We start from the raw sequence: 25,795 nt of genomic DNA, 5'->3' as shown, positions 1-25,795 counted from the left end.
CCCGACCACGGCCACCGGTGACGCCTGGGTCAGCGCATCTTCTGCTGCGCGTCGGTCAACTTGGCCTTCACCGACTCCTCGGTGACCGGCTTGCCGCTGGCCGCGTCGGCGAACAACTCCTTCATCGCGGTGCCGACCAGGGTCTCGAAGGTGCTCTCATCGGGCACCTGCGGCAGCGGGGCCGCGGTGGTGACGAGGGTTTCCTGGATGGTCTTCTGCTCCGTGGCGCTGAACGCAGGGTCGGAGGCGGCGGTCTTCACCGCCGGCAGCGAGCCGTACGTCTTGTTGAGGATCGTCTGCTCCTCGTCGCTGGTCATGAACTTCACGAAGCTCAGCGCACCGTCCTTGTTCTTGGTGTGCTTGAAGACCGCCATGTTGATCCCGGCGACCATGCTGTTGACCTTCTTGCCGCCGGCCGGCGGGCTGGCCAGGAACGGCACCGGGGCCACCCCGTACGCGTCGGCGGGCATGTTCTGCGTCTTCAGGTTCGACCCGGCGGACTGCCAGAGCAGCATGGCGGCCTTGCCGTTGGCGAAGTCGGAGACCGACTGGTTCTGCGCGTACTCGGCGTTGCTCGGGTTGGTGATCTTGTCGGCGGCCATGAAGTCGATGTACCGCTTGATCGCCGAGACGTTCTGCGGGGTGTCGAAGGTCGGCTTGCCGGCCGAGTCGAACCACTCGCCGCCGTACTGCTGACTGAAGGTGAAGGCGTGGTGGGCGTTCTCCGACGGGTTGGCCCCCTCGATCGCCAGGCCCCACTTGCCGCCGGTGCTCAGCTTCTTGCCGTACTCGGCGAGTTGCTCCCAGGTGGTCGGCGGTGCGGTGATGCCGGCGTCGGCGAACGACTTCTTGTTGTAGTACAGGCTGTACGCCATGCTGTAGAGCGGCACGGCGGCCGGCGGCTTGCCGGGGGCGCCGGCGGCGGCGAGCGCGGCGGGCACGATCCGGTCCTTGCCGCCGACGGCCTGCAGGGCGGCGTCGTCGAACTCGACCAGCGCGCCGGTGGCCTGCAACGACGCCGACCAGGTGTTGCCGATGTTGACAACGTCCGGGCCCTTGCCGGAGGCGGCGGCGGCCAGCAGGCGGTTGAGCAGGTCCGACCAGGGGACCACCTCCACGGTGACCTTGATCCCGGTCTGCTTCTCGAACTTGTCCAACTCCGGCTGGAGGGTGGTCTTGTCGGCCTCCAGGCTGGCGCCCTGGTTGCTGGCCCAGTAGGTGAGCGTCTTGGGCGACGAGGCGGAGTCGTCGCCGGAGCCTCCGCAGGCGGTCAGCGAGGCGGCCGCCAGTACGGCGGCGGTGAATATCCCGAGGTGTCGTCTCGACACGGGTCAGCCCTTCCGGTGCGTGGTGGGGGTCCGCCGGCCTCCGTCACCGATAGGGGTCGGGCGACGGGGGCCGGCTGCGGACAGGGTTCGGGGGTGCGCCGTCGGGGTCCGTCGGCGTTTCCCGGGAGTTACATCACGGCTTAATTTATGTCGTCATTAAAGTTGCTGGCAGGTGGGTCGTCAAGCACGAGGCGGTTACAGTCGCCTCGAACGGCCGACGGGAACGAGGTGACGAGTGGAGCTGGCGCGTGCCACCAACCGCAGCGTGCGGTTGCGCAACCGGTCCGCCCTGCTGACCAAGCTCTTCCTGGACGGCCCGCTCACCCGCCAGGACCTGGTGCGCAGCACCGGGCTGAGCCAACCCGCGGTCAGCAACGTGGTGGCCGACATGATCGACGAAGGACTGGTCGTCGAGGCCGGCGCCGCCGAGTCCGACGGCGGCCGGCCCAGCATGCTGCTGCGGATGGCGCCCCGCTTCGCCTTCGTGGTCGGCGTGGACGTCGGCGAGACCCGGGTCCGGGTGGAGCTGTTCGACTTCGCGATGACCCTGCTGGCCAGCGTCGAGTACCCGCTCGACCCGGCCCGCACCGAGCCCGACCTGGTGGCCGGGCGTGTGCTGGCCGGCATCGACGCGGTCACCGGCCAGGCCGGGGTGGCCCCCGGTGACGTGCTCGGCGTCGGCATCGGCGTCTCCGGCGTGGTCGAGCAGGGCACCGAGGCCGTCGTGCACGCCCAGGCCCTCGGCTGGGACCGGGTGCCGCTGGAGCGTCTGATCGGCGCCGGCACCGACCTGCCACTGCACATCGACAACGGCGCGAAGACCCTGGGCCAGGCCGAGATGTGGTTCGGCGCCGGCCGGGGTGCCCGGCACGCCGTCTTCGCGCTCGTCGGCTCCGGGGTGGGCGCGTCGGTGGTGACCAACGGCGCCACCTACCGGGGCGCGTCCAGCAGCGCGGGGGAGTGGGGGCACACCACGCTGGTGTACGGCGGCCGGGTCTGCCGGTGCGGCGCGCGCGGGTGCCTGGAGGCGTACGTGGGGGCGGAGGCGATCATCGACCGCTACCGGGAGGCGCGCCGGGGTCGACCGGTGCCGGGCGAGGACGAGGAGTCCCAGATCGCCGCGCTGGTCGCCGCCGCCGAGACCTCGGCTACCGCGCGACGGGTGCTGGCGGACACCGCCGGCTACCTCGGCGCCGGGGTGGCCAACCTGATCAACCTGTTCAACCCGGAGCGCGTGGTGCTCGGCGGCTGGGCGGCGATGGCCCTCGGCGACCTGCTGCCGGCCGTGCGGGAGGCCGCCGGTCGGCAGGCGCTGCGCCAGCCGTACGAGCAGGCGTCGATCGAGCTGTGCCGACTCGGGGTGGACGCGGTGGCGTTGGGCGCGGCAACCCTCCCGATCGCCCGCTTCCTCACCGAGGGTGGCGTCCGCCGCTGAGCGGGGGGCGACGGCGGCGCCGTCGCCAAATTACCCAAAAAGAATCCTCGGGATAAATAACGAAGTTATAGATCGATGTCTTGACGCCGTCGCAATCTCGCCGCAACACTCCTACGAGAGCGCTCTCCGACCCGCGACGCCGCATCGGCGGCACCACCCACGGCGCCACGGGGCGAGCCGATCCCATCCACGCGGCACCCCCTCGTAGCCCCCTATCGACAGGCGATGTCATGACATCTCGTGCAACATCCGTACGCCTGCGTCCTCGACGCGCCGTCCGGCACCTGCTGGTCGGGCTCACCGTGGCCCTGGTCGCGGCGCTCACCCCGACCGGTGCCACCACACCCGCGCAGGCCGCCCCCGTCCTGCTGTCCCAGGGCCGCACGGCCACCGCCTCGTCCACCGAGAACGGCGGAACCCCCGCCGCCGCCGCTGTCGACGGCAACACCGGCACCCGCTGGTCCAGCGCGTTCAGCGACCCGCAGTGGCTCCAGGTCGACCTGGGCGCCCGCGCCACCATCACGCAGGTCAACCTGCTCTGGGAGGGCGCCTACGGCCGGGCCTTCCAGCTCCAGACCTCCGACAACGGATCCACCTGGACCACTATCTACTCGACCACCACCGGCACCGGCGGCACCCAGAACCTCACCGTCTCCGGCGCCGGCCGCTACGTGCGCATGTACGGCACCGCCCGGGGCACCGGCTACGGCTTCTCGCTCTGGGAGTTCCAGGTCTACGGCGAGACCGGCGGCGGCACCAACGAGCCCCCGGTGACGCCCACCGACCCGTACAACCCCAACCTCGGACCGAACACGTTCGTCTTCGACCCGAGCACGCCGACGTCGACGATCCAGAGTCGACTCAACACCCTGTTCACCCAGCAGGAGACCAACCAGTTCGGCCCGCAGCGCTACGCCGTGCTGTTCAAGCCCGGCACCTACACCGCCGACGTCAACCTCGGCTTCTTCACCCAGGTCGCCGGCCTCGGCATGAGCCCGGACGACGTCAACCTCAACGGCCACGTCCGCACCGAGGCGTTCTGGTTCGGCGGCAACGCCACCCAGAACTTCTGGCGGGCCGCCGAGAACCTCTCGGTCACCCTGCCCGCCGGGCAGACCGTGGAGCGCTGGGCGGTGTCCCAGGCGGCACCGTACCGGCGGATGCACCTGCGCGGCGCGCAGAACCAGATCCAGCTCTGGAACGGCGGTGACGGCTGGTCCAGCGGTGGCCTGCTGGCCGACACCCGCATCGACGGCCTTGTCGTCTCCGGTTCGCAGCAGCAGTGGTACTCCCGCAACAGCGAGTTCGGCAACGGCTGGACCGGCTCGGTGTGGAACATGGTCTTCCAGGGTGTCAACGGCGCTCCCGCGCCGAGCTTTCCCAACCCGTCGCACACAGTCATCGCCCAGACCCCGCAGGTCCGGGAGAAGCCGTTCCTGTACGTGACGGGCAGCGGCGAGTACCGGGTCTTCGTGCCGGCGCTGCGCACCAACTCGACCGGCACCAGCTGGTACAACAAGACCCCGGCCGGCTCGTCCCTCTCGCTGTCACAGTTCTTCGTGGTCCAGCCCGGCACCAGCGCCGCCACCATCAACACGGCTCTGGCCCAGGGCAAGCACCTGCTCTTCACCCCGGGCGTGCACCGCATCACCGAGCCGATCCAGGTCAACCGGGCCGACACGGTGATCCTCGGTCTGGGCCTGGCCACCATCCAGGCCGACAACGGCACCGTCGGGATGCGGGTGGCCGATGTGGACGGCGTGAAGGTCGCCGGCATCATGTTCGAGGCCGGCACCACCAACTCGCCGGTGCTCATGGAGGTCGGGCCGTCCGGATCGTCCGCGAGCCACGCCAGCAACCCGACCTCGCTGCACGACGTGTTCTTCCGCATCGGCGGCCCGCACGTCGGCAAGGCCACCAACACGCTGACAGTCAACAGCGACAACGTGATCGGCGACCACATGTGGCTGTGGCGGGCCGACCACGCCGCCAGCGGCGTACCGACCGGGTGGACGCTGAACACCGCCGACACCGGGCTCACCGTCAACGGCGACAACGTCACCATGTACGGCCTCTTCGTCGAGCACTACCAGAAGTACCAGACCATCTGGAACGGCAACGGCGGGCGGACGTACTTCTACCAGAACGAACTGCCCTACGACCCGCCGAACCAGGCGGCCTGGATGAACGGGTCGACCCGGGGCTACGCCGCGTACAAGGTCGCCGATTCGGTGACCAGTCACCAGGCGTTCGGGCTGGGCAGCTACAGCTACTTCAATGTCAACCCCGCGGTGGTAGAGGAACGGTCCTTCGAGGTGCCCACCAACCCGAACGTGCGCTTCACGAACATGGTGACCGTCTCGCTCGGTGGCGTCGGCACCATCAACCGGGTGATCAACAACGCCGGTGGCACCGCGAACGCGGCCAACCAGACGGTGTACCTGACCACCTACCCCTGACCGGGGCGCCCGCGCCGGCCGGTCCTCTGTGACCGGTCGGCCGGGTGGCACCCAGGGCCGTGGCCGGCCCGGTCCCGCCGAGACCGGGCCGGCTGCGGTCGTGCCGCTCAGCCGGCCAGCACCTCGGCCGCCGCCCGTTCACCGGCGCACACCGCGCCCTCCAGGTAGCCACTCCAGCGGGTGGCCGTCTCGGTGCCCGCCCAGTACACCCGCCCCACCGGCGTCCGCAGGTGCGGGCCGTAGGTCCGCCACGTGCCCGGGGTGAGCGCACCGGAGAAGCAGCCCCGGGTCCACTCGTCGGCCGACCAGTCGTACTCGACGAGGTCCACCGGGTCCCCGGCGCGTGGCCCGACCACGCTGGCGAACGCCTCGAGCAGGCATCGCCGACGCCGTTCGGGGGACATGCCGCGCAGGGTCGCGGCGTCGGTGGAGTAGCTGAACCCGGTCAGCACCCCAATCGGTGAGGTCGGGGTGGAGTTGTCGACCGTCTCGGTGAGCGGACCGGCGCTGCTGGTGGCCACCCCGGACCGCCCGTCGGCACGCCAGAACGGCTCCGGATAGACGGCGTGCACCTTCAGCGCCGAACCCATCGGCATCCGCTGGGTGAGCCCGTCACGCAGCGGGGGCAGCGGCGGGTCGTACCGGATCCGGCCGGCCAGTGCCGGGGCCAGCGCGACCACCACGGCGTCGCAGTCGACGCGCCCGGTGTCGGTCCACGCCGTCGCACCGTCGACTGTCTGTTCGATGGCCCGCACCGGCGCGGCCAGCGTCAGCGCTCCCGGCGGCAGGGCGGTGGCCATCCGTTCGGCCAGCGCCGGCGGCCCACCCACGATCCGGTCCTGCTGCGCGCCGCCGGCCATCCCCAGCAACGGCCCGGTCCCGCCGGCGCTGCGCAGGTAGAACAGCAGGTGCAACAGGGACAGCTCGTCGGGGCCGGTGGCCAGCAGCCCGCCGGCGAGCAGCCGCCCCAGGTAGTCGGCAGTGTCGTCGTCCCCGGCGGTGGTGGCGAGCCATCCCCCGAGGGTCGTCCGGTCCCACAGTGCTGCCTCCGGCGTCGCCCAGGGTGCGGCCGGGTCCAGACGTGCGGCGTACTCGTCGAGCAGGCCGAGCACCCGGCCCACCTGTGCCGGCGGCTCGGCCCGGGGCGCACCGGCCCAGAGCAGTGTGGGCGCGCCGACCGACGCCGAGGCGAAGGTGGCCAGCCCGTGCTCGGCGACCAGCGCGTACATCCGGTCCTGGGTCGGCCCGATCCACTGCGCCCCCAGGTCGAGTTGGGTGAGCTCGGGCAGCCATCGGGTCAGCACCCGACCGCCCACCCGGTCGCGGGCCTCCAGCACCCGCACCTGGGCGCCGGCGCGGCTCAGCGCCAGCGCGGCCGCGAGACCGGAGAAGCCGGCGCCGACCACTACCACCCGCAAGCCGTCGGTCACGCGGCGCTACTTACCCGCCACCGCCCGGCGCATGACTGTTGGGTGCGGGGCGGCCGTCGAGGCGTACCGGACGGCCGTCGCCCTGACGGACAACGCGGCCGAACGGGCCTTTCTCACCGTACGCGCGACGGCAGTGGCGACGCCCTGAGGGCGCGTTTGCCGCAGGGGCGGCCGGGAACCCCGAGGCACCGCCGCAGCAGGGGATGGGGAGGGGCCATGGCGTACCGACCGACCGCCGTCGACACCGCGCCCGACCTGTCCACCCTCACGCTCGGTGTGGAGGAGGAGTTCCTGCTGCTCGACCCGGACAGCGGCCGGAACCTCCCGGTCGCCGACCAGGTGCGCGGCGCGTTGCGCGGCCCCGCCCGGGAGCAGAGCCGCCAGGAGTTCCGGCACAGCATGGTGGAGATGGTCACCCCGGTCTGCGCCGACCTCACCGAGCTGCGCGCGCACCTGGTGGCGTTGCGCCGCTGCGCCGTCGAGGCCGCCACGGCGGCCGGGGCCCGGCTGGTGGCGGTCGGCGCCACCCCGGTGGCCGAACCGCACCGGACGGTCCCCGACGAACCGCGCTACCACGCCATGTCGCGCCGCTACGGGCCGGTGGCGCACGACCCGGCGGTGTGCGGCTGCCACGTGCACGTCGGGCTGCCCGACCGGGAACTGGCAGTGCAGGTCTGCAACCACCTGCGGGTGTGGCTGCCGGTGGTGCAGGCGATCACCGCCAACTCGCCGCTGCACGACGGGTACGACACCGGGCACGCCAGTTGGCGCTCGATGCAGTTGGAACGCTGGCCCAGTATCGGTCCGACGCCGTACTTCGACTCCGTCGCCGACTACGACAGCACCGTCGACGAGCTGATCGCCGCCGGCATCATGCTCGACGCGGCGATGGTCTACTGGTACGCCCGGCCGTCGTCGACCTACCCGACGGTGGAGGTGCGGGTCGGTGACGTCTGCACCGAGGTGGACGACGCGGTGCTGGTCGCCGCGCTGGTCCGGTCCCTCGTGGCCACCCTCGCCGACGACGTACGCGCCGGGGTGAGCGCCCCGCACGTCCGGGACTGCCTGGTCGCCGCGGCGCACTGGCGGGCCGCCCACGACGGTCTCGACGGCGAGCTGATCGACCTGCGTGCCGGCGGCACCCGCCCCGCCTGGGCGCTCGTCGACGAGCTGATGGCGGTGATCGCCCCGGCGCTGCTGCGCCACGGCGACCTCGGGTACGTGTTGGCGCAGCTCGCCCGGCTGCGTCGCGACGGCACCGGCGCCACCCGGCAGCGGCGGGTGCTGGAGCGCGCCGGAGACCTGCACGCGGTCCTCGACGACCTGGTCACCCGCACCGCCGCCAGCTGACCGCCGCCGCTGCCCACCGGGGTCAGCGGATGTCGTGGGTCTGTAGCCACAGCTCCAGCAGGCCGAGTTGCCACAGCTTGTTGCTGCCGGCCGCGGCCTCCGCCCGGTCCGGCTCGGCCAGCAGATGTGCCACGTACTCCGGGCGGAACAGCCCCCGCTCGCGCGCGGCCGGCGCCTGCAACGCCTCGGCCACCAGCTCGCGCACCGGGCCGTCCACGTTGCGCAGCGCCGGCACCGGGAAGTAGCCCTTGGGCCTGTCGATCACCTCGGTGGGCAGCACCTCACGGGCGACCTCCTTCAGGACGCCCTTGCCGCCCTGACTGACCTTGTGCTCCGGCGGACAGTGCGCGGCCAGGGTGACCAGGTCCTGGTCGAGGAAGGGCGTACGCACCTCAAGCCCCCACGCCATGCTCATGCTGTCCACCCGCTTGACCGGGTCGTCGGGGAGCATCAGGTGGGTGTCCAGGCGCAGCACGGCGTCCAGCGCGGTCTGCGCCCCGGGCGCGGCGAGGTGCCCGGTGAGCAGGTCCCGGCTGGCGTCGTGCTCCAGCGCGTACGCCGGGCCGACGATGCGGCGCAGCTCGTCGTGGTCGCGGTCGAAGAACGCGGCGGCGAACGTCTCGGCGGCGCCGTGCCGGGGCGCCTCGACCAGTGGCTGGTGGTAGCCGTAGCCGGCGAACACCTCGTCGGCGCCCTGCCCCGACTGGGCCACCTTCACGTGTTTCGCCACCTGCTCGGAGAGCAGGTGGAAGGCGACCACGTCGTGGCTGCCCATCGGCTCGGTCATCGCCAGCACGGCCCGTCGGACGGCGGGCACCAGGTCGTCGTCGGCCAGTCGGATCCTGTGGTGGTCGGTGTCGTACGCGCGGGCCACCAGGTCCGAGAAGTGGAACTCGTCGCCGGACTCGCCGTCGCGGCTGTCGAAGCCGATGCTGAACGTCCGCAGGTGCTGCTGACCGGCCTCGGCGAGCAGCGCCACGATGAGGCTGGAGTCCAGTCCGCCGGAGAGCAGCACCCCCACCGGCACGTCGGCGACCAGCCGTCGGCGTACCGCCGCGCGCAGCGCGTCGCCGATCGTGGCCCGCCAGTCGGCGGCGTCCATCCCCGCGTCGGCGGGCTCCCGCACGTAGTCGGGCCGCCAGTAGACCTCCTCGCGGCTGCGCCCGTCCGCCTCGATCACCCGCAGGGTGGCCGGTGGCAGCTTGCGTACCCCGCGCAGTACCGTCCGCGGCGCGGGCACGATGGAGTGCCAGGACAGGTAGTGGTGCAGCGCCACCGGATCGATGCCGGTGTCGACGTCGCCGGCGGCCAGCAGCGCGGGCAGGGTCGAGGCGAACCGCAGCCGCCCCGGTGTCTCGGCGAGGTAGAGCGGTTTGATGCCGAGCCGGTCGCGGGCCAGGATCAGCCGCCGCCGGACCCGGTCGACCAGCCCGATCGCGAACATGCCGACCAGGTGGTCGACGAAACGCTCGCCCCAGTGGGCGTACGCCACCAGGATCACCTCGGTGTCGCTGGTGGATCCGAAGGCGTACCCGGCGTTCTGCAGTTCCTCGCGCAGCTCGGGGTAGTTGTAGATACAGCCGTTGAAGACCAGTGCCAGGCCCAGGTCGTCGCGGACCATCGGCTGCCCGCCCGCGTCGGACAGGTCGATGATGGTCAGCCGGCGGTGCCCCAGGGTCACCCAGCCGTCGGCGAACAGGCCCTCGTCGTCCGGGCCGCGTGAGCGCATGGCCTCGGTCATCCGGGTGACCGCCGCCGCGTCGGGCGAGCGACCGTCGAATCGCGCCTCCCCGCTGATCCCGCACATCAGGCGAGGCGGTGCTGGTTCAGGGCAGACATGGCCCTCCTGTCAGGTCTCCCCGACTGGTGGTGGCGGGGCCCGCGGTGGGAACGGGGCCGCTGGCTACCCGAGCATCGGGCGGGCAAACGCGCAGGTGATCCCGCGCGTCCGGCTCAGTCGAGCAGGGTGCGCAGGATGCGGGCCAGTTCGGCGCGGTCGGTGTCGTTGAGGTGGCCGAAGAAGCGGTCGGCCTCGGCCCGGCGTGCGGCCCGGATGGCGGTGCTGACCCGGTCGCCCTCCTCGGTGAGCGCGACCAGGGTCGCCCGACGGTCGGCCGGGTCGGGTCGGCGTTCGACCAGCCCCCGGGTCTGGAGGTCGTCGACGACCTCGGTCGCCGAGCGGGGCGCGATGCGCAGGTGCTCGGCGAGGGTGCCGGGGCGTACCTCGCCGTGCCGGGCCAGCACACCGAGGGCCCGGGACTGGCTGGGGGTGACGTCCCAGGGTGCCAGTGAGTCGCGGCTCTGCCGGCGCAGACGGGACGCCACCGCCCAGAACGTCTCCGCCAGGCTCTCGTCGTCGGCGCTGTCGACGGTGTGCTCGGTCACCGGAATACGGTAGCAGGATATGTGGTTGCTCCCTCATGATGAGGTAACCTCAGCAATTGTCGACGAAAGGCAGTCCCCCCCTTGGAACCCACCCCGAAGGGCCGCGACCGCGGCCACCGCACCCTCAGCGCCGAAGAGAAGACGCAGGCCCGTCAGGTGTCGCTGCGCCGCATCGGTCGCCTGTTCACCCCCCACCGGCCCGCGCTGGCCGCCGTCACCGCGATCATCGTGGTCTCCTCGATCATCGCGATGGCCACCCCGTTCCTGCTGCGTGCCGTGATCGACCGGGCCCTGCCGCAGGGCGACGTGACACTGCTGGTCTGGCTGGTCCTCGGGATGGTCGCCGTCGCGGCGGTGACCTCCGCCCTCGGCGTCGTGCAGACCTGGATCTCCACCCAGGTCGGCCAGCGGGTCATGCACCGGCTGCGCACCGACGTCTTCAGCCACCTCCAGCGCCAGTCGCTCGGCTTCTTCACCCGCACCCGCACCGGCGAGGTGCAGTCCCGGATCACCAACGACATCGGCGGCATGCAGTCGGTGGTCACCTCCACCGCCACCGCCGTCGCCGCCAACCTCACCACAGTGGTCGCCACAGCTGTCGCCATGGTCGCGCTCTCCTGGCAGCTCTCCCTGGTGTCGCTCGTGGTGCTGCCGCCGGCCATCTGGCTGACCCGTCGGGTCGCCCGGATGCGCCGCGAGATCACCGCCCAGCGACAACGCGAACTCGCCGACCTCAACGTCACAGTGGAGGAGGGGCTCTCGATCAGTGGCGTACAACTGGCCAAGACACTCGGCACCGGCCCCGCGCTGATCGACCGCTTCACCGCCTCCTCGGCGCGCCTGGTCGACCTGGAGCTACGCAGTGAGCTGGCCGGCCGCTGGCGGATGGCCTCGATGAGCATCATCTTCGCCGCCGTACCGGCGGTCATCTACCTCGCCGCCGGGCTGCCCGGCACCGCCGGCACGCTGAGCATCGGCACCCTGGTCGCCTTCACGGCCCTGCAGGGTGGCCTGTTCCGACCGCTGATGGGCCTGCTCAACGTGGGTGTCTCGCTCACCGCGTCGCTGGCGCTCTTCGCCCGGATCTTCGAATACCTGGACCTGCCGGTCGACGTGGCCGACCCCGCCGAGCCGGTCCGCCTCGACCCGACCCGGGTCCGCGGCCACCTACGCCTGGAGGACGTCACCTTCGGCTACCCGGGCAGCGACACCGCCGCCCTCGCCGGAATCACCCTCGACGTGCCCGCCGGCACCAGCCTCGCCCTGGTCGGCGAGACCGGCTCCGGCAAGAGCACCCTCGCCGGGCTGGTCAGCCGACTGCACGACCCGACCGCCGGCCGGATCACCGTCGACGGCGTCGACCTGCGCGACCTGCGCCTGGCCGACCTGGCCGCGATCGTCGGCGTGGTCAGCCAGGAGACGTACCTGCTGCACACCACAGTCCGGGAGAACCTGCGCTACGCCCGCCCGGAGGCCACCGACACCGAGATCGAGGAGGCCGCCCGCGCCGCCCAGATCCACGACCTGATCGCCGGGCTGCCCGACGGGTACGACACAGTGGTCGGCTCACGGGGGCACCGGTTCTCCGGCGGCGAGAAGCAGCGCCTCGCGATCGCCCGCACGCTGCTGCGCGACCCGCGCATCCTGGTCCTCGACGAGGCCACCAGCGCGCTGGACACCGAGACCGAACGGGCCGTGCAGCGGGCCTTCGACGTGCTCGCCCAGGGGCGCACCACGATCACCATCGCGCACCGGCTCTCCACGGTCCGCGACGCCGACCAGATCGCGGTGCTCGACCACGGCCGGATCGTCGAGACCGGCACCCACGACAGCCTGCTGGACCGCAACGGCCGCTACGCCACCCTGGCGGCCTGACTTCCCGACTCACAACCGTCTCGAAACAGTCTTGAAACTGTCTCATTACTGTGCGGTCAGGTGCCGGTAGACGGTGGCCCGCGAGACACCCAACGCGGCGGCGATGGCGTCCACCGAGTGGGTGCCCGCCGCGTGCATCCGCCGGGCCACCTCGACCTGCTCCCGGCCCAGCGCTGGCGGCCGTCCCGGCCGTCGACGCCGGTGGGCTGCCGTACCGGCCGCGCCCGATGGCGACGCCGGGGCCGTGTTACCCGAGGCGGCCTCCCTCCCGGTCCCGGGCACCGGGGTTTCGCGCGCCGACGCCGGAACCGTCGTGGTTCCGCGCGGCCCGGCCGCGAGGTCGGTGCGTGCTCCGGCAGCCGCGTCCGCGTGCGGTCCGGTTCCCGCATTCGCGTGCGGCCCGGCTGCCGCGCCCAGGGGCGGCGGGGCTGCGGCGTCCGGGGGCGGCGGGCCCAGCAGCCGGCGTACGCCGTCGAGCATGTCGGCGCGCAGCACCTCGTCGGACACGTCGGTGAAGAAGACGATCGGATCACTGCACGCGGCGACCGCCTGCACCGCCCGGACCCGCTCCCGACGCCCGGCGTCCGGCCCCGCGATGACGTCGTTCGCCCGCATCGCAATCGTGATCAACCGGTGGTACGTGTCGCCCCGACCGACCAGCGCGATGTCGTGATAGAGCATGCCCAGCGGTCGGCGGTGGGCGAGCATGATGTCCACCCAGCCCTCCAGCACCGTCCACCGGGCCTGATCGGTCGGCTGTCCCTGTGCGGCGTCGAGCAGCCCCTCCAGGTCGGCCAGCAGTGGCTCGATCAGGGCGGCGAGCAGGTGTTCCTTGGCCGGGAAGTGGTACAGGACCGCGGTCTTGGTCAGCCGCAGCCGCTCGCCGATCTGGCGCAGCGAGGTGCGCTGGTAGCCGTGTTCGGCGAACAGGTCGAGCGCGGCGCGCAGGATCCGGGTGCGGGTGTCGTCCGCGGGATCGGCGGTCATGCCGGCCAGCCTAGCGACGTCCTGACCGGTGGGCACGATCACCGTTGATTCGGCTGACCGTTGGTCAGTACAGTGAGATCGGTCGACGCAGCCAACGGCAGGAGGGGCGATGCCCGTCATCTCGATCGGCAACCTGGTCAAGACGTTCGGCGCCATCCGGGCACTCGACGGGCTGGATCTGCGGGTCGAGCAGGGGGAGGTGCACGGCTTCCTCGGGCCCAACGGCTCCGGAAAGTCCACCACCATCCGGATCCTGCTCGGGCTGCTCCGCCGCGACTCCGGTGACGCCCAGGTGCTCGGCGCCGATCCGTGGCGCGACGCGGTCCGCCTGCACCGCCGACTGGCGTACGTGCCCGGCGACGTCAACCTCTGGCCCAACCTCGCCGGCGGGGAAGCCATCGACCTGCTCGGTAAGCTGCGCGGCGGCCTGGACCGGCAGCGCCGCGACGAGCTGCTGCACCGCTTCGACCTCGACCCGACCCGCCGCTGCCGCACGTACTCCAAGGGCAACCGGCAGAAGGTCGCCATCGTCGCCGCCTTCGCCTCCAACGTGGAGCTGTACGTGCTCGACGAGCCGACCTCCGGCCTCGACCCGCTCATGGAGGCGGTGTTCCAGGACGAGGTCCGGCGGGTCAAGCAGGCCGGCGCCACAGTGCTGCTCTCCAGCCACGTGCTCGCCGAGGTCGAGGCGCTCTGCGACCGGGTCAGCATCATCCGCGAGGGCCGCACCGTCGAATCCGGCACCCTCACCGAACTGCGCCACCTCACCCGCACCGCGGTGACCGTTGAGACCGCCCGCCCGGTCACCGGCCTGGACGCGCTGCCCGGCGTGCACGACGTGCACGAGGTCGACGGCCGCACCCACCTGGAGGTCGAGCCCACCCACCTCGACGCGCTGCTCGGTCAGCTCATCCGCTTCGGAGTCCGCGCGCTGACCAGCACACCGCCCACCCTGGAACAGCTCTTCCTCCGCCACTACGGCGACGACCCCGCAGCCGCCGGCGCTTCCGCCGACGCTGCTGCCACTGGGGCTTCCCCCGCCGGTGGCTCGGGCGCTTCCGCCGCCGAGGTCTCGGACGCCGATGCTCAGGCGGACGCCCCGCGGGGCGGCGTCCGGTGAGCGCCCTCACCGGCACGACTCGGCTGGCCCGCCTGGTGCTGCGCCGCGACCGGATCCGCCTCGCCATCTGGATCCTCGGCACGCCCCTGCTCGGCTACGCCCTCGCCGGCAGCGTCGCCGGCATCTACCCGGACCAGGACGCCCGGCTCGGCTACGCCACCACCTCGGCGTCCAGTCTGGTCGCCCGCGCCTTCAACGGCCCCATCCACGGCACCGACCTCGGTGCCGTGGTGGTCGCCGAGACGTACGTGACGCTGGCCCTGATCGTCGCGCTGCTGAGCACCTTCGCGGTGACCCGGCACACCCGCCAGAACGAGGAGACCGGCCGGGCCGAACTGCTCGGCGCCAACGTGGTCGGCCGGTACGCGCCACTCACCGCCGCGCTGCTGGTCATCGTCGCCGCGAACACCCTGGCCGCCGCCCTGCTCGCGGTCGCGCTGGTCGGCGCCGGTCTGCCGCTCGCCGGCTCCGTCGCGGCAGCGGGCGCGATCGGCGGCGTCGGGGTCGCCTTCACCGCGATCGCCGCCGTCACCGCCCAGCTCTCCGTCACCGCACGCGGCGCCAACGCGCTCGCCGCCGCCACCGTCGGGCTCTCCTTCGTGCTGCGCGCCGCCGGAGACGTCCTCGGCGAGCAGAGCGCCGACGGCACCCGGGTGCGCAGCGCCTGGCCCTCATGGATCTCCCCGCTCGGCTGGGGCAACCAGGTACGCGCCTTCGACGGTGAACGCTGGTGGGTCCTCGCCCTACCCGTCGCGCTGCTGCTCGCCGGGGTGGCACTGGCGTACGCCCTCGCCGAGCGCCGCGACCTCGGCGCCGGGCTGATCGCGCCCCGACGCGGACCAGCCAGCGGCGCGCCACGGCTGCTCAGCCCCGCCGGGTTGGCCTGGCGGACGCAGCGCGGCACGCTGCTCGGCTGGGCGGTCGGGGTGGCCGCGCTCGGCCTCCCCATGGGCGTCGCCGCCGACGAGTTCAACGACATGATCGACGCGAACCCGGCCGCCGCCGAGGCGATCAACGCGATGGGCGGCGGAGACGACCTGATCAACGCGTACCTGACCGCGATGCTCGGCCTCTTCGCGCTGACCATCGGCGCGTACGTCGTGCAGGCCCTGCTGCGCGTCCGCAGCGACGAAGCCGACGGGGTGCTGGAGGCTGCCCTCGCCACGGCGGTCAGCCGCACCCGCTGGCTCGGCACCCAGGTGCTCGCCGCGACACTCGGCGCGATCGTCCTGCTGCTCCTCGCCGGCGTCACCACCGGCCTCGGCTACGGCATCGTCACCGGAGACCCGCTCGGCCAGGCCGTCGAGCTGGGCGGCGCCGCGCTGCTGCGGCTGCCCGCCCTGCTGGTGATCGCCGGGGTGGTGACCGCGATCTTCGGGCTGCTGCCCCGCTGGTCGGTGGTGCTGTCCTGGACGGCGCTGCTGGTCTTCCTGCTCCTCGGGCAGCTCGGCGCGGTGCTGGAGCTGCCGCAGGCCGCGCTCAACGTCTCGCCGTACACCCATGTGCCGGCGGTGCCCGCTGTCGACCCGGCGGCGCTTCCCCTGGTGGTGCTGGCGGCGGTGGCCGCGGCCCTGCTCGCCGTCGGCGTGGCCGCCTTCCGCCACCGTGACGTCCCGTCCTGAGCGGGCGTCTCTTGATCGTTGGCAGCTGAGCGGCCCGACACGCCGACGCCGGCCCCGCTGAACTGCCACCGATCAGCTGAGCTGACACACGCGGTTCCGGCCAGGCGTTCTTACCCAGGTCGACGACTGTCCACAGAGGGCAGCTCGGCGTGGTTGCGGCATTACGGGCGCTGCTGACGAGGCTCGCGCAGCGCCACCTTCGGTGACCACGGTTGACGGGTAGCCGACATTCCCGGCGATCGTGTGCGCGGTTTGTCGGACGCAGCCGCGACACTGAGGCTTCCTCGACAGCGGAGGTGCCGCGTGCCGTACGTCAGGTCGCACACCAGGAAGGGCGGCGCCCGCGTTCGGGCGCACTACCGACGGCGGCGCGCCCGCAGTGTTCGGCGCAGATCGACGGCCCGCCGCCTGACCGGTGGCAGCAGGTCGGCCAACGGCTGGGTGCTCGCGCTGGGTGCCGTCGTCGTCTTCGTGCTCCTGCGCGTTGTCGTCGACGTCGTGCGGCGGCATCCTCACTGGACCGCGCTCCTGGTGAGCCTTGTCGTCGCGGGGGCGGTCGCGGTGGCTCTGGTGGTGTCGAAGCAGCGCGCCCGCGAGCGGGCCGATCAGGCCCAGCGGGACCGGTTGATCGCGGTGACCGACACGATGAGTGGATCCGAGTTTGAGCAGTGGTTCGCACGGCTCCTGGTCGCGTCCGGGTTTCGCGATGTGACGGTGTGCGGCGGCCCCGGTGACCGGGGAGCCGACGTCCTGGCGTCAGCTCCCGATGGCCGACGCGTCGTGGTGCAGTGCAAGCGGCAGAGCCCCAACAACCGGGTGGGCAGTGCCGCGATCCAACGGTTCGCCGGCACCTGCCGGGTGATCCATGGCGGCGAGATCTGCATGCTCGTGACGAACAGCTTCTTCACCGCAGGGGACGGCATCCAGATAGCCCGGCAGCTCGACATCACTCTCGTGGACCGGACCGCACTGGAAATGTGGGCCTGGACGGGAAGGCCAGCGCCGGGGTCCATCGCGGGAGGCGGGTCGCACTGACGCAGAACGTCGGAGCAGGGCTGGCGGAGCCGGCCCATGCTGGCAGCCTCGCCGGGGCGCTGGCGCGATTACCCGATGCCCTGAGGACAGCGGCCGCCGCTCCGCGCGGACCGGTGACCGTTCAGGTGGTGGCGTCCAGGTCCTCCTTGATCCACGCTGTTCGTTGTGAAGGCCTTCGTGGGGGTGACTGACGAGAGGTGGTACCGCTTCCTCGCGGAGCGTCCCGCGCTGAACGAGGTCAACTTCTGGCGGCCCTCCGGTGGCACATTCCGGGCGCTCACTCCGGGCGAGCCCTTCCTGTTCAAGGCGCACTTTCCGCTGAACCGGGTGGTGGGCGGCGGCTTCTTCAGCGGCTTCACACAGCTGCGGATCTCCGAGGCGTGGGAACTCTTCGGCGAGGCCAATGGCGCTTCGAGTATCGACGAGATGCGCCGCAGCGTCGGGCGCTACCGCAAGCAGGCGATCGGTGAAGGGGAGGATCCGATCATCGGCTGCATCTTCGTCAGGGACGTGAGCTTCTTCTCCGACGAATCGACCGTCGGTCCGCCGCCACAGTTCGCATCGAATGTCGTGCAGGGCAAGACCTACAACCTGGCCGACGCTGACACGGCCCCGTACTTCGATCCGCTGATCTATCGTCTGATCGGGACGACGGCGTCGGTTGACCTGAGCGGGCCCTGGCATCGTCCCGGACCCGTCTACGGAGACCCGCGACTGGTGCCCCAACGGCTCGGGCAGCAGTCATTCAAGGCGGTGGTCCTGGGAGCCTACGGTCGGCGTTGTGCGATCACCGGGAACAGGGTCCAGCCGGTGCTGCAGGCCGCGCACATCCGTCCGCTCCCGCTCGGGGGCGAGCACCGGCTGGACAACGGTCTGTTGCTCAAGTCCGACGTGCACATCCTCTTCGACCGCGGCTACCTCGGCGTTGATCCGAAGCACCGCCTTCTGGTCAGTCCGCGGCTTCGCAGCGAGTTCGGCAACGGTGACCAGTTCTACGCGAAGGCGGGCGAGCAGATCGCCTTGCCAGAACGGCGCAGCGACCGGCCGCGTGCCGATTTCCTCGAATGGCACCTCGACACGGTCTACAAGGCGGCTTGATCCAGTTCTAGTCGCGCCAAGCGAGGTTCGGGCTGATCCCACTACCCGGACGCCGTGAGGCCGGCGAGCTGAACGTAGACCTCGCGTTTGGTGGTCGCGTCACCTCGGCTGTTGAGGACATAGCCGCTCAACCAGACCCAGCCCTGGTACGTCGGCTGGTCGCAGACCGAGACGACGCGGAGGGTCAGCGCGCGATCTCCGGCGAACTGCACCGAGGCCCGGCCGTCGATGACGAGCAGGTCGAAGTGCCGGATTACCGGCGCATCGCCGACGATGTGATCGTCGACGTCAGGTCAAAGAAGCTGAAGCCCGGGGACAAGCTGCCCTCAATCGCTGAGTTGCGTGCTCGCTACAACGTCAGCCACGGGACCGTGCAAATGGCCTACGCCCGCCTCGAAGCGCTGCGGGTGATTCGGCGGCAGCAGGGCAAGGGCGTCTTCGTGACCGACCCGAAGACCTGGATGCGGGAGCCGTAGGAAACGAGCCGGCGAACGTGAACGAGCCGGACCTCGCCGCGGGCAGAGGCCGGTACCGGGCAGGACGGTGCATCCTCGCCTGGGCGGCGATTGTTCGGACTGGTAAGAGGCTGCGCTGGTGGAGAGACCGGACGCTGCGCCAAGGGCCTTGACGGACGCATAGCACAATCGACCGCTGCCCGAGCGGCTGTTCTCAGGTGCCTCCGCTGTCCACAGCAGCCCTCGCAGGGCTGCGCGTCACGCCAGGGTGAGGCGGTGGATGCGCGGATTCATTCCCTCCTCGTCCGTGGCGATGGGCTGGTCACTCGACGGGACATGCTGCGGGTGGCCCCGGCGTGGACGATCCAGACCGCCCGGCGGGCGGACCTGCTGATCCGACTGCTGCCCGGGGTCTACGGCGACGCCGCGCTGATCCGCAGTCCCAACGCCGACCTGCCGATGCTGGCCCGGGTCGAGCGGGACGTCGCCCGACGCGCTGCGCTGGCGTACGCCGACGGGCGTGGGGCGCTGAGCCGCCTGACCGCGCTCGACGTGTGGGGTCTACGCCGCCAGCCACCGGGCGAGCCGGTGTATCTCGACCTGCCGCGAGGATCAGGCCTGCGTGACCGGCCGCATCTGGTCGTCGCCCACCGGTCCGACTTCGCCCTCGCGCCGCCGCAGGTGGTGATACGGGCAGGACTGCTGGTCACCCGGCTCGACCGGACCCTGGTGGACTGTTGGCCGCTGCTGCCGCCGGTCGACCGATCGAGTTTGCTCATCGGTGCGGTCAACGATCGATGACCACGCCGCCGCGCCTGGCCGCCGCCCTTGCCGAGGTGGTGAGAATGCCCGACCGTGGGGCTCTGAGCGCCTTGCTGGACCGGCTCGCCGCCGGGTGCCGCAGCCCGTTGGAGATCTGGGGCCACGACCACGTCTTCACCGGACCCGGAATGCCGAGGTTCATCCGGCAGGCGCGGGTACGGGTCGGTGCCCGGACGATCTACCTTGACATGTTCGCCGAGGCGGAACGGGTCAACATCGAGTTGGACGGCGCGACCAGTCACGGCGACCCGGCCGTACGCGAGATCGACCTCCGCCGCGACGCCCTGCTCGCCACCGTCGGCATCGTCGTCGTCCGCTTCAGCCACCGCCGCCTCACCACGGATCCGGTCCAGGTCCGCCAGGAGACCCTCGCCATCCTCGCCAACCGTACCCGCACCATGATCAAGTGATGAGAAATAGCTCCCAGAGGCCCTCCACACCTACTTTTCATCACTTGATCATGAGGGGGAGGGAGTGGGAGTGGGGCGGGGCGGGCTAGTCGGGGGCTGGCGGTGTACGGGTGGGGTGGGTCTGTTGTGGGGGAATCCTGGGCGTCGGTGCCGACTCTGGTGAGGGGTTGGCGTGGCGGTGGAGGAGTTCGGCGATCCACCGTGCGGCTTCTCGTTGCGCCGTGAGCATGTGGTCGCGGGCGTCGGCCAGGTCGTCGTCGTCCGCGTGATCCTCCAGGATCGTCGCCCACTGGCGGCTCAACTCCTCGGCGTACCGGGCCTTTCGGATCTGCTCGTCGAACTGGTATTCCAGCTTGACCAGGCGGTCGACGTGCGGCTGGAGCGCCGGCATGATCCGTTCGTCGAGCCGTACCGAGGCGTCGGGGCGGCAGGTGAGCGTGATGTCGCCCCGGTGGTAGTGCCACAGGGGGTCCTCGGCGAGCGCCCGCTGCAACGCCACCTCCAGGTCGCCGGCCCGGTGCGGGGGCAGGTCCCGGGCGGCGTCGGCGGCGAGCCGGGTCAGCCGTTGGATGGCGTTGGCTTGGAAGTACTGCACGTACCAGCTCAGCACCTCGGACCGCAGGCTCGCTGATGACGACCAGGCGAACGTGGCGCGGATGTAGAAGGAGTACACGTACCCGCGTGCGGGGACCGCGATCAGCCGGGGTGCGTCGCGTTGTTCGACGAGTGGACCGGACGGCGACGGCGCGGCAGCGGGGCCGACGGGCGCCTCGTCCTGGAGCGCGGCGACCAGCCGATCCCAGTTTCGCGCCCACCACCGCCAGCCGCGCACACCGGCGTCGCGGGCCACGGTCAACCCTCGTATGCCCCGGTGCCGCCACTGGTCCGCTGGCCTCGGCCTCCCGTCGGGGGCGTCCGTCATGGCACCCTCCCCGGTCACGGATCCGCGTTTCACGCTAACAACCGGTGACCGATATGCCTGCCGCCACGCCGTCGCCGAGCAGACCACATATCGGTACGAACCAGTCCATGCGCGCCGTCGATGATGGGACGGTCGATTCGCTGATACAGATGATCACTCGGGGTTTACCGAGCATTGTGGAGCAGTTGGGGCGCCGAGGGGTGTTGTCGCCGACCGGCAGCGGTGAGACTGGGTCCGGTCCGACAATCACACGGATCGATGGATCAGATGGTCTGGAGGCAGCCTGTGTCCACCCTCGTGTCCCCGCTGGCCACGCTCGGCGCGATCCGCCGGCGTACCACCACCCTCGCCCTGCTCCTGGCCATGGTCGCCGCCGCGCTGGTCGGCCCGTCCGTGGTTTCCCCTCGGTTGACCGACCCGGCCTCGGCGGCGGTCTACAGCTCCTGCACCATGAGCCGCTGCGCGGACGCTCGCACCGCCCGTTCGGGTTGGTCCGCCAAGGGCTTCCCGACCAGCCGAGGCTGGTACTCCTGGAGCGGCGGGAAGTCCAACTTCGCCGGCGGCCAGTTCTACAACTACGAGGGTCAACTGCCCACAAACGCCACCTACTACGAGTACGACGTCTACCCGCGCACCCAGGGCGCCGCCCGGGACGCGTACCGGATCGTGGTGAACCGCAGCACCGGGGTCACCTGGTTCTCGCCCAACCACTACACCGACTTCTACCGCCTCTGACCGACCCGGGCCGGCCGGCCGAGGTCGGTCGGCCCTCGTAAGGTCGTCGCCCAGTTCGAATCAGGAGGCAGTTGATGGTCGATGAGAACGCGGATCGGACCCCCGATTGGCTGACCGTCTGCCGGGACGACGCCCTCGACGTGCCCGGCGCGGTGGTGCTGGCCGGGGCGGCGACCCGGACCAGGGCTGGCCTGTTCGCCGCGCTCGCCGCCGTACTGGCCCTGCCGGCGTACCTGGGGGAGACCTGGGACGCCCTCTCCGACGTGCTCCGGGACCTGCTCGACGCCGGCCCGCTCACCCTGCTGATCACCGACGCCGGCCAGTTGCTCGCCGACGAGCCAACCGACCAGTACGGCCTGCTGTTCAGCGTGCTCGGTGACCTCGCCACCAGCGCCCCGCACCCGTTGCGCGTCGTCCTCACCGAGGCCACGCCCTCCTGAGCGGTGATTCGAGCCCGCCGTCGGCGGCGGTGCCCGGCGGTGCGGGTGGGTGCCACCCGTACCGCCGGGCATCCGGGTCAGTGCGTCGCGGGCGGGATGCTCTGCTCGTACTGGAAGACGTTGTGCGGGTCGTACTTCGCCTTGATCTTGCGCAGCCGGGGGAAGTTGTGCCCCCAGTAGGCCTTCTCCCACTCGGCCATGCCGATGTTCGGCACGTTGACGTAGGCGCCGTCCACGTAGGGCCGCAGCGCCTGGCTGAACTCGGCGATCCAGGTCTGGGCGATCGGCGTGATGGCATCGTCGCTGTCGGGCTCACCGCGTTCGCCCCAGCCGACGCCTGGCTCGGAGTAGAAGAGCGCGTCGCGGTGCGGGAAGGCGGCGCCACCGAATGGTTCCTGCCGTTGCGCCCCGCGGCCGAAGGCCTGGGTGAAGAAGTTGCTGTCGGGCGAGGGGGCCTTCTCCATGAACTCACGGACGATGCTGACCGCCTTCTCCGGGAACGGTTCGCGGGTGAACTGGGAGAAGAACTTCCACTTCGCGGGCTCGTCCTCGTTCGGGATCTGGAAGTCGGCGTAGACGTCGCCCCAGCCGCCGATCTGCACTGTGACAGTGGGGTTGCCGATTGACAGGATCGGCGCCAGCAGTTTCCTGGCCTCCGCCTCGGATCCCTCCGCGAGCACCGCGAACAGCAGGATCTCATCCGGGTGGACCTCGACCTGACTGCCGAGGCGCGGGTCGGTGAAGGGCGCGACACGCTGCCAGGCGTCGAAGACCTCGTGCAGGTCGCCGAGACCGGGCCAGGTCACCTGCAGGTAGGCGACGCTGGCGAGCGGAGCGACCTGGTAGGTCAGCGAGGTGACGATCCCGAAGTTGCCGTTGCCCGCGCCGCGCAGCGCCCAGAGCAGGTCCGAGTGGTTCCACGGGTCCACCTCGAGCACCTTGGCCCCGTCGGCGCCCGCCGCCACGACGATCTCCGCGCCGATTAGGTTGTCGCAGGCCATCCCGAGGTAGCGGGTGAGGAAGCCGAAGCCGCCGCCGAGGGTGGCCCCGGAGAGGCCCACCGTCCCCTCCGTGCCGGTCGTCGCCGCGAGGTCGTGTTCTCCGAGGGCGGTCACCGCCTCCGACTGGTTGAGCCCCGCGCCGACCTTCGCCGTGCGGGCGGCGGTGTCGATGTGGACGTCCTTCAGCTCGCTGACATCGATCACGATGCCGTTGTCGACGTTCGACCAGCCTTCCAGGTTGTGCCGGCCACTGCGTACCCGCAGCGCGACGTCGTGCTGCCGCGCCCAGGTGAGCGCGTTGACCACGTCCTGGGTCTCCTGAGCGAAGACGATGACCAGCGGATAGTGCACGAACAGCTCGTCCCAGCCGAGGCTGGCCTCCGCGTAGTTGGGGCTCTGCGGGCGGACGATCCGGCCGGTCAGCTGTGCTGGCGGGAACCTCGTGTCGGAGGGCCACCCGGGACCGTCGGCCGCGATGGCCGAGCTGCCGGCGATCACGCTCGGGATGGCGACCGCCCCGGCGCCGACGGCCGTCGCCCTGAGCAGATCACGACGGGAAAGGTCGCGCATGGTCCGAATCCTCTCGATTGGTGACACGCCCGAAAAGCGAACCGAGAGGGGCATTTCCTCTCATCTGGCGCAAACCAACCGTAATGCCCGAGGCTTCCGGACAGATCTGAGAACTTGTCACGGAACCCGGTCGGGTGATCCGGAGCCGGGTCAGTTCGGGGCGGGCTGGTCCAGGATGGCGCTGAACCGTTCCTCGGCAAGATCCAGTTGGCCGAAGATGTGCCGCTTCACCGCTGGCGACAACGGAGTGTCCGGCCGGCCGATCAGGTCCCGGAACAGCGGCACCAGCGGCCGGTACTTCCGGGCCGACGAGATCACCTTCGGCCCGACCGTGTGGATCACGCCCACCCCGTTGTCGGTGAAGTCCGACACCTTGATCACCCGGGCCCAGGGTTCCCGGTCCAGACTGACCGCCAGGTGCTCCCGGTACTGCGCGTTGCGGTCCCGCTCGGGGTCGTACACCGGATTGGTGACGGCGGCGACCAGGGTGGCCACCCGTGGCCCGAACCGCGCAGCGAGCGCGGCCAGCGCGGCCCCGGTCGGATCGGTGCCCGCGTCGCCGTCGGCCAGCTCGACCGGATGGTCCTCCACCGCGTCGTGCAGCAGACCGGCGACGATCACGTCCACGTCCCGCACCTGGTAGTGGTGCATCAGCCTGATCGCCACCCGCAGCAGGTGGTTCAGGTACGGCTCGCGGACGCGTCGATCGTCGCGGTGCAGTTCGGCGGCGAGGTCGAGCGCGGCGGTCAACCGTGCCCGGGCGGCGTCGTCGAACTGCTGGACCTCCAACCGGAAACGCTCCAGCAGGCCCGGTTCGCCGTGGATCTCGGTGATCGCGTGCATCGGCATGCTGCCCAGGTGCGGCGGGAAGTCCATCCGTCACTTATAGCCGATCATCACCAGATCGATGAGCCCGTGCGTCGCCGACCCGACCGCGAGTTGCGGGCGCGCCGAGCCGTCAGATCGGCAGCCGGTCGGCCCCGGCGAGCGGGCCCACCAGGAGGGGGACCAGCGGCGCCGGCAGCACGGGGTCGCGGCGCAGGGTGGGCGTCCAGCCCGCGTCCGCGGCCAGGTCGGGTTCATGGGTCGCGTTGTACGCCGCCAGCAGGTCGACCGGTCGGGCCGCGCCGGCGCCCCGGCGGACCCAGGAGCCCCGCTCGGTCAACGCGGTGCCGCCCCAGTCGTAGAGCAGGTCCGCCGGGTCGACCCCCGCGTCCACTGTGAAGAAGTTGTTCTGCGCGTAGATCGCCGACTGGACACCGACGCCGAGCGCGTACTGGAAGTCGTCCCCACCGAGCCGGTAGTGGTTGTTGTAGACGTCGACCTGACCGAAACGCACCCGGGGCAGCCGTTGCAGCACGCCGTCGAAGAGGTTGTGGTGCACTGTGACCCGCAGCCGGCCCACGTCCGGGCCGACGGTGTTGGACGAGCCGATCAACAGCAGCTTGTCCCGACCCGTGAACCGGTTCCAGGAGGCGGTGACCAGGCTGGCGGTGTGGGTGACGTCCAGCGACCCGTCATGCACCTGGTACGGCCGACCGAAGTACACCGGCTGAGCGCTTTCCGGGTTGTCGCCGTCGGTGAAGGTGTTGTGGTCGACCCAGACGTTCTCGCTGCGGCGTACCGAGATCTGGTCGTACTGGCTGTTCCAGTTGCCCGCCTCGCCGTCGGTCGGCGACCAGGCGGGGAAGCAGTCCCGGGCGTCGACGAGGGTCAGGTTGCGGACGATGACGTTCGACGCCCGGTCGATCATGAGGGTGAGGCCGGTCAGCCGAGCGCCACGCAGCCCGACGATCGTGGTGTTCGGCCCGACGTTGATCTGGGTCTGCCGGGTCTGGTTGGTCACCGAGCGCACCCGAGCCTCCTCCAGCGGCCCGCTCGGCGGCACCCGCCCCCACACCGCCGGGTCGTACGCGGCCAGGTAGGCGTCCAACCGGTAGGCCGGGTCGGCCAGGTCGGCGCAGCTCAGCGGCGTGCCGGCGGGCCCTTCGAAGCCGTCGACGGCACCGTCGACGTAGATGAGCTTTCCGGTGGCGTCGGCGGCGTTGCCAGCGTTGTCGCCGCCCAGCGCGGCGACCAGTTCCGCCCGGTTGTGGACCACCCGGGTCCGCTCGGGGGTGGCCGCCGAGCCGCCGGTGGTGCCGGGGCCGTCGGACGCCCAACCGTCGCGCTCGGGCAGCGTCTGCCGCCCGAGGTGCTCGGCCAACCAGGAGAGCCGGTCGGCGGACGGAACGTCCCCACGGGTGGCGGCGGCGGCCGGGGCGGCGCCGAGGAGAAGGGCGACAACTGTGGCGCCGCCGAGGATTCTGCGCATCG

23 protein-coding genes are annotated in these 25,795 nt (G+C 71.3%); 13 read left to right on the top strand and 10 right to left on the bottom strand.

The annotated features are described in order from the left end of the window. Positions 1–29: 29 nt before the first annotated feature. Positions 30–1,328, bottom strand: coding sequence for a sugar ABC transporter substrate-binding protein (locus tag AB0B94_RS21970; RefSeq protein WP_238670599.1), 1,299 nt, complete (start codon positions 1,326–1,328; stop codon positions 30–32). A 235-nt stretch (positions 1,329–1,563) separates the two neighbouring features. On the opposite strand from AB0B94_RS21970, the gene AB0B94_RS21965 reads away from it, so the two are divergent. Both AB0B94_RS21965 and AB0B94_RS21960 read left to right on the top strand, forming a co-directional pair. Beyond that, the gene (locus AB0B94_RS21965) at positions 1,564–2,763 is read left to right on the top strand and encodes an ROK family transcriptional regulator (protein ID WP_357282912.1); all 1,200 of its coding nucleotides are present in this window, start codon (positions 1,564–1,566) and stop codon (positions 2,761–2,763) included. Positions 2,764–2,993: 230 nt separating this feature from the next. Further along, entirely contained in the window at positions 2,994–5,222 is a 2,229-nt protein-coding gene (locus AB0B94_RS21960; RefSeq protein WP_357282909.1) for a discoidin domain-containing protein, read from the top strand. A 107-nt stretch (positions 5,223–5,329) separates the two neighbouring features. On the opposite strand, the gene AB0B94_RS21955 is transcribed toward AB0B94_RS21960, so the two are convergent. Beyond that, positions 5,330–6,652, bottom strand: a complete 1,323-nt coding sequence (locus tag AB0B94_RS21955) for an FAD-dependent oxidoreductase (RefSeq protein WP_357282906.1) — start codon at positions 6,650–6,652, stop codon at positions 5,330–5,332. Positions 6,653–6,868: 216 nt separating this feature from the next. Between AB0B94_RS21955 and AB0B94_RS21950 the strand changes: the two genes are divergently transcribed. Then, positions 6,869–8,002 (top strand): glutamate--cysteine ligase, encoded by a 1,134-nt coding sequence (locus AB0B94_RS21950; RefSeq protein WP_357282903.1) that lies wholly within the window; start codon positions 6,869–6,871, stop codon positions 8,000–8,002. Between the two features lie 22 nt (positions 8,003–8,024). Here the strand turns inward: AB0B94_RS21950 and AB0B94_RS21945 are convergent, their stop codons facing one another. Continuing rightward, the gene (locus AB0B94_RS21945) at positions 8,025–9,809 is read right to left on the bottom strand and encodes an N-acetylglutaminylglutamine amidotransferase (protein ID WP_357282900.1); all 1,785 of its coding nucleotides are present in this window, start codon (positions 9,807–9,809) and stop codon (positions 8,025–8,027) included. Between the two features lie 146 nt (positions 9,810–9,955). Further along, positions 9,956–10,387 (bottom strand): MarR family winged helix-turn-helix transcriptional regulator, encoded by a 432-nt coding sequence (locus AB0B94_RS21940; RefSeq protein ID WP_357282897.1) that lies wholly within the window; start codon positions 10,385–10,387, stop codon positions 9,956–9,958. Positions 10,388–10,468: 81 nt separating this feature from the next. Here AB0B94_RS21940 and AB0B94_RS21935 point away from each other — a divergent pair, with 81 nt between their 5' ends. Next, a complete protein-coding gene (locus AB0B94_RS21935) occupies positions 10,469–12,262 on the top strand; it encodes an ABC transporter ATP-binding protein (RefSeq protein ID WP_357282894.1) in 1,794 nt (597 codons plus the stop codon). A 45-nt stretch (positions 12,263–12,307) separates the two neighbouring features. Here AB0B94_RS21935 and AB0B94_RS21930 read toward each other — a convergent pair whose 3' ends face one another. Next, complete coding sequence (locus AB0B94_RS21930; protein ID WP_357282892.1) at positions 12,308–13,249, bottom strand: TetR family transcriptional regulator; 942 nt, start codon at positions 13,247–13,249, stop codon at positions 12,308–12,310. Between the two features lie 109 nt (positions 13,250–13,358). On the opposite strand from AB0B94_RS21930, the gene AB0B94_RS21925 reads away from it, so the two are divergent. The 4 genes from AB0B94_RS21925 to AB0B94_RS21910 all read left to right on the top strand — a co-directional run bounded on the left by AB0B94_RS21925 (position 13,359) and on the right by AB0B94_RS21910 (position 18,124). After that, positions 13,359–14,369, top strand: coding sequence for an ABC transporter ATP-binding protein (locus AB0B94_RS21925; RefSeq protein ID WP_357282889.1), 1,011 nt, complete (start codon positions 13,359–13,361; stop codon positions 14,367–14,369). Then, a complete protein-coding gene (locus AB0B94_RS21920) occupies positions 14,366–15,991 on the top strand; it encodes an anibiotic ABC transporter (RefSeq protein WP_357282886.1) in 1,626 nt (541 codons plus the stop codon). Before AB0B94_RS21925 ends, AB0B94_RS21920 begins: the two co-directional genes overlap by 4 nt. A 303-nt stretch (positions 15,992–16,294) precedes the next feature. After that, complete coding sequence (locus AB0B94_RS21915; protein ID WP_357282884.1) at positions 16,295–17,026, top strand: restriction endonuclease; 732 nt, start codon at positions 16,295–16,297, stop codon at positions 17,024–17,026. Positions 17,027–17,191: 165 nt separating this feature from the next. Beyond that, positions 17,192–18,124: an HNH endonuclease gene (locus AB0B94_RS21910; protein WP_357282882.1), complete on the top strand. Its 933-nt coding sequence runs from the start codon at positions 17,192–17,194 to the stop codon at positions 18,122–18,124. Between the two features lie 41 nt (positions 18,125–18,165). Here the strand turns inward: AB0B94_RS21910 and AB0B94_RS21905 are convergent, their stop codons facing one another. Continuing rightward, positions 18,166–18,378, bottom strand: a complete 213-nt coding sequence (locus tag AB0B94_RS21905; protein WP_357282962.1) for a hypothetical protein — start codon at positions 18,376–18,378, stop codon at positions 18,166–18,168. Between AB0B94_RS21905 and AB0B94_RS21900 the strand changes: the two genes are divergently transcribed. The 3 genes from AB0B94_RS21900 (at position 18,370) to AB0B94_RS21890 (ending at position 19,811) form a co-directional block, all read left to right on the top strand. Further along, positions 18,370–18,600 carry a winged helix-turn-helix domain-containing protein gene (locus tag AB0B94_RS21900; protein WP_357282879.1) on the top strand — a complete coding sequence of 77 codons (231 nt, stop codon included), beginning with the start codon at positions 18,370–18,372 and terminating at the stop codon, positions 18,598–18,600. The two genes, AB0B94_RS21905 and AB0B94_RS21900, sit on opposite strands and share 9 nt — an antisense overlap. A 255-nt stretch (positions 18,601–18,855) precedes the next feature. Continuing rightward, positions 18,856–19,380: a hypothetical protein gene (locus tag AB0B94_RS21895; protein WP_357282876.1), complete on the top strand. Its 525-nt coding sequence runs from the start codon at positions 18,856–18,858 to the stop codon at positions 19,378–19,380. Positions 19,381–19,424: 44 nt separating this feature from the next. Further along, positions 19,425–19,811, top strand: a complete 387-nt coding sequence (locus tag AB0B94_RS21890; RefSeq protein WP_357282874.1) for a DUF559 domain-containing protein — start codon at positions 19,425–19,427, stop codon at positions 19,809–19,811. 85 nt (positions 19,812–19,896) lie between these two features. On the opposite strand, the gene AB0B94_RS21885 is transcribed toward AB0B94_RS21890, so the two are convergent. Beyond that, complete coding sequence (locus AB0B94_RS21885) at positions 19,897–20,733, bottom strand: hypothetical protein (RefSeq protein WP_357282871.1); 837 nt, start codon at positions 20,731–20,733, stop codon at positions 19,897–19,899. 285 nt (positions 20,734–21,018) lie between these two features. On the opposite strand from AB0B94_RS21885, the gene AB0B94_RS21880 reads away from it, so the two are divergent. Then, a complete protein-coding gene (locus AB0B94_RS21880; protein WP_244166133.1) occupies positions 21,019–21,468 on the top strand; it encodes a ribonuclease domain-containing protein in 450 nt (149 codons plus the stop codon). 74 nt (positions 21,469–21,542) lie between these two features. Then, entirely contained in the window at positions 21,543–21,908 is a 366-nt protein-coding gene (locus tag AB0B94_RS21875) for a barstar family protein (protein WP_357282869.1), read from the top strand. A gap of 77 nt (positions 21,909–21,985) precedes the next feature. Here AB0B94_RS21875 and AB0B94_RS21870 read toward each other — a convergent pair whose 3' ends face one another. The 3 genes from AB0B94_RS21870 to AB0B94_RS21860 form a co-directional block, all read right to left on the bottom strand. Next, positions 21,986–23,479, bottom strand: coding sequence for an FAD-binding oxidoreductase (locus AB0B94_RS21870; protein WP_357282866.1), 1,494 nt, complete (start codon positions 23,477–23,479; stop codon positions 21,986–21,988). 150 nt (positions 23,480–23,629) lie between these two features. After that, positions 23,630–24,355 carry an HD domain-containing protein gene (locus AB0B94_RS21865; protein WP_238670621.1) on the bottom strand — a complete coding sequence of 242 codons (726 nt, stop codon included), beginning with the start codon at positions 24,353–24,355 and terminating at the stop codon, positions 23,630–23,632. An 82-nt stretch (positions 24,356–24,437) separates the two neighbouring features. Further along, a complete protein-coding gene (locus AB0B94_RS21860; protein WP_357282863.1) occupies positions 24,438–25,793 on the bottom strand; it encodes a polysaccharide lyase family 1 protein in 1,356 nt (451 codons plus the stop codon). Between the last annotated feature and the right edge of the window lie 2 nt (positions 25,794–25,795).

Source organism: Micromonospora sp. NPDC048986, from assembly GCF_040649335.1.
GTDB classification, from domain to species: Bacteria; Actinomycetota; Actinomycetes; order Mycobacteriales; family Micromonosporaceae; genus Micromonospora; species Micromonospora alfalfae.
The sequence above is the reverse complement of the archived record's forward strand: the minus strand, read 5'-3'. Positions and strand labels throughout refer to the sequence as shown.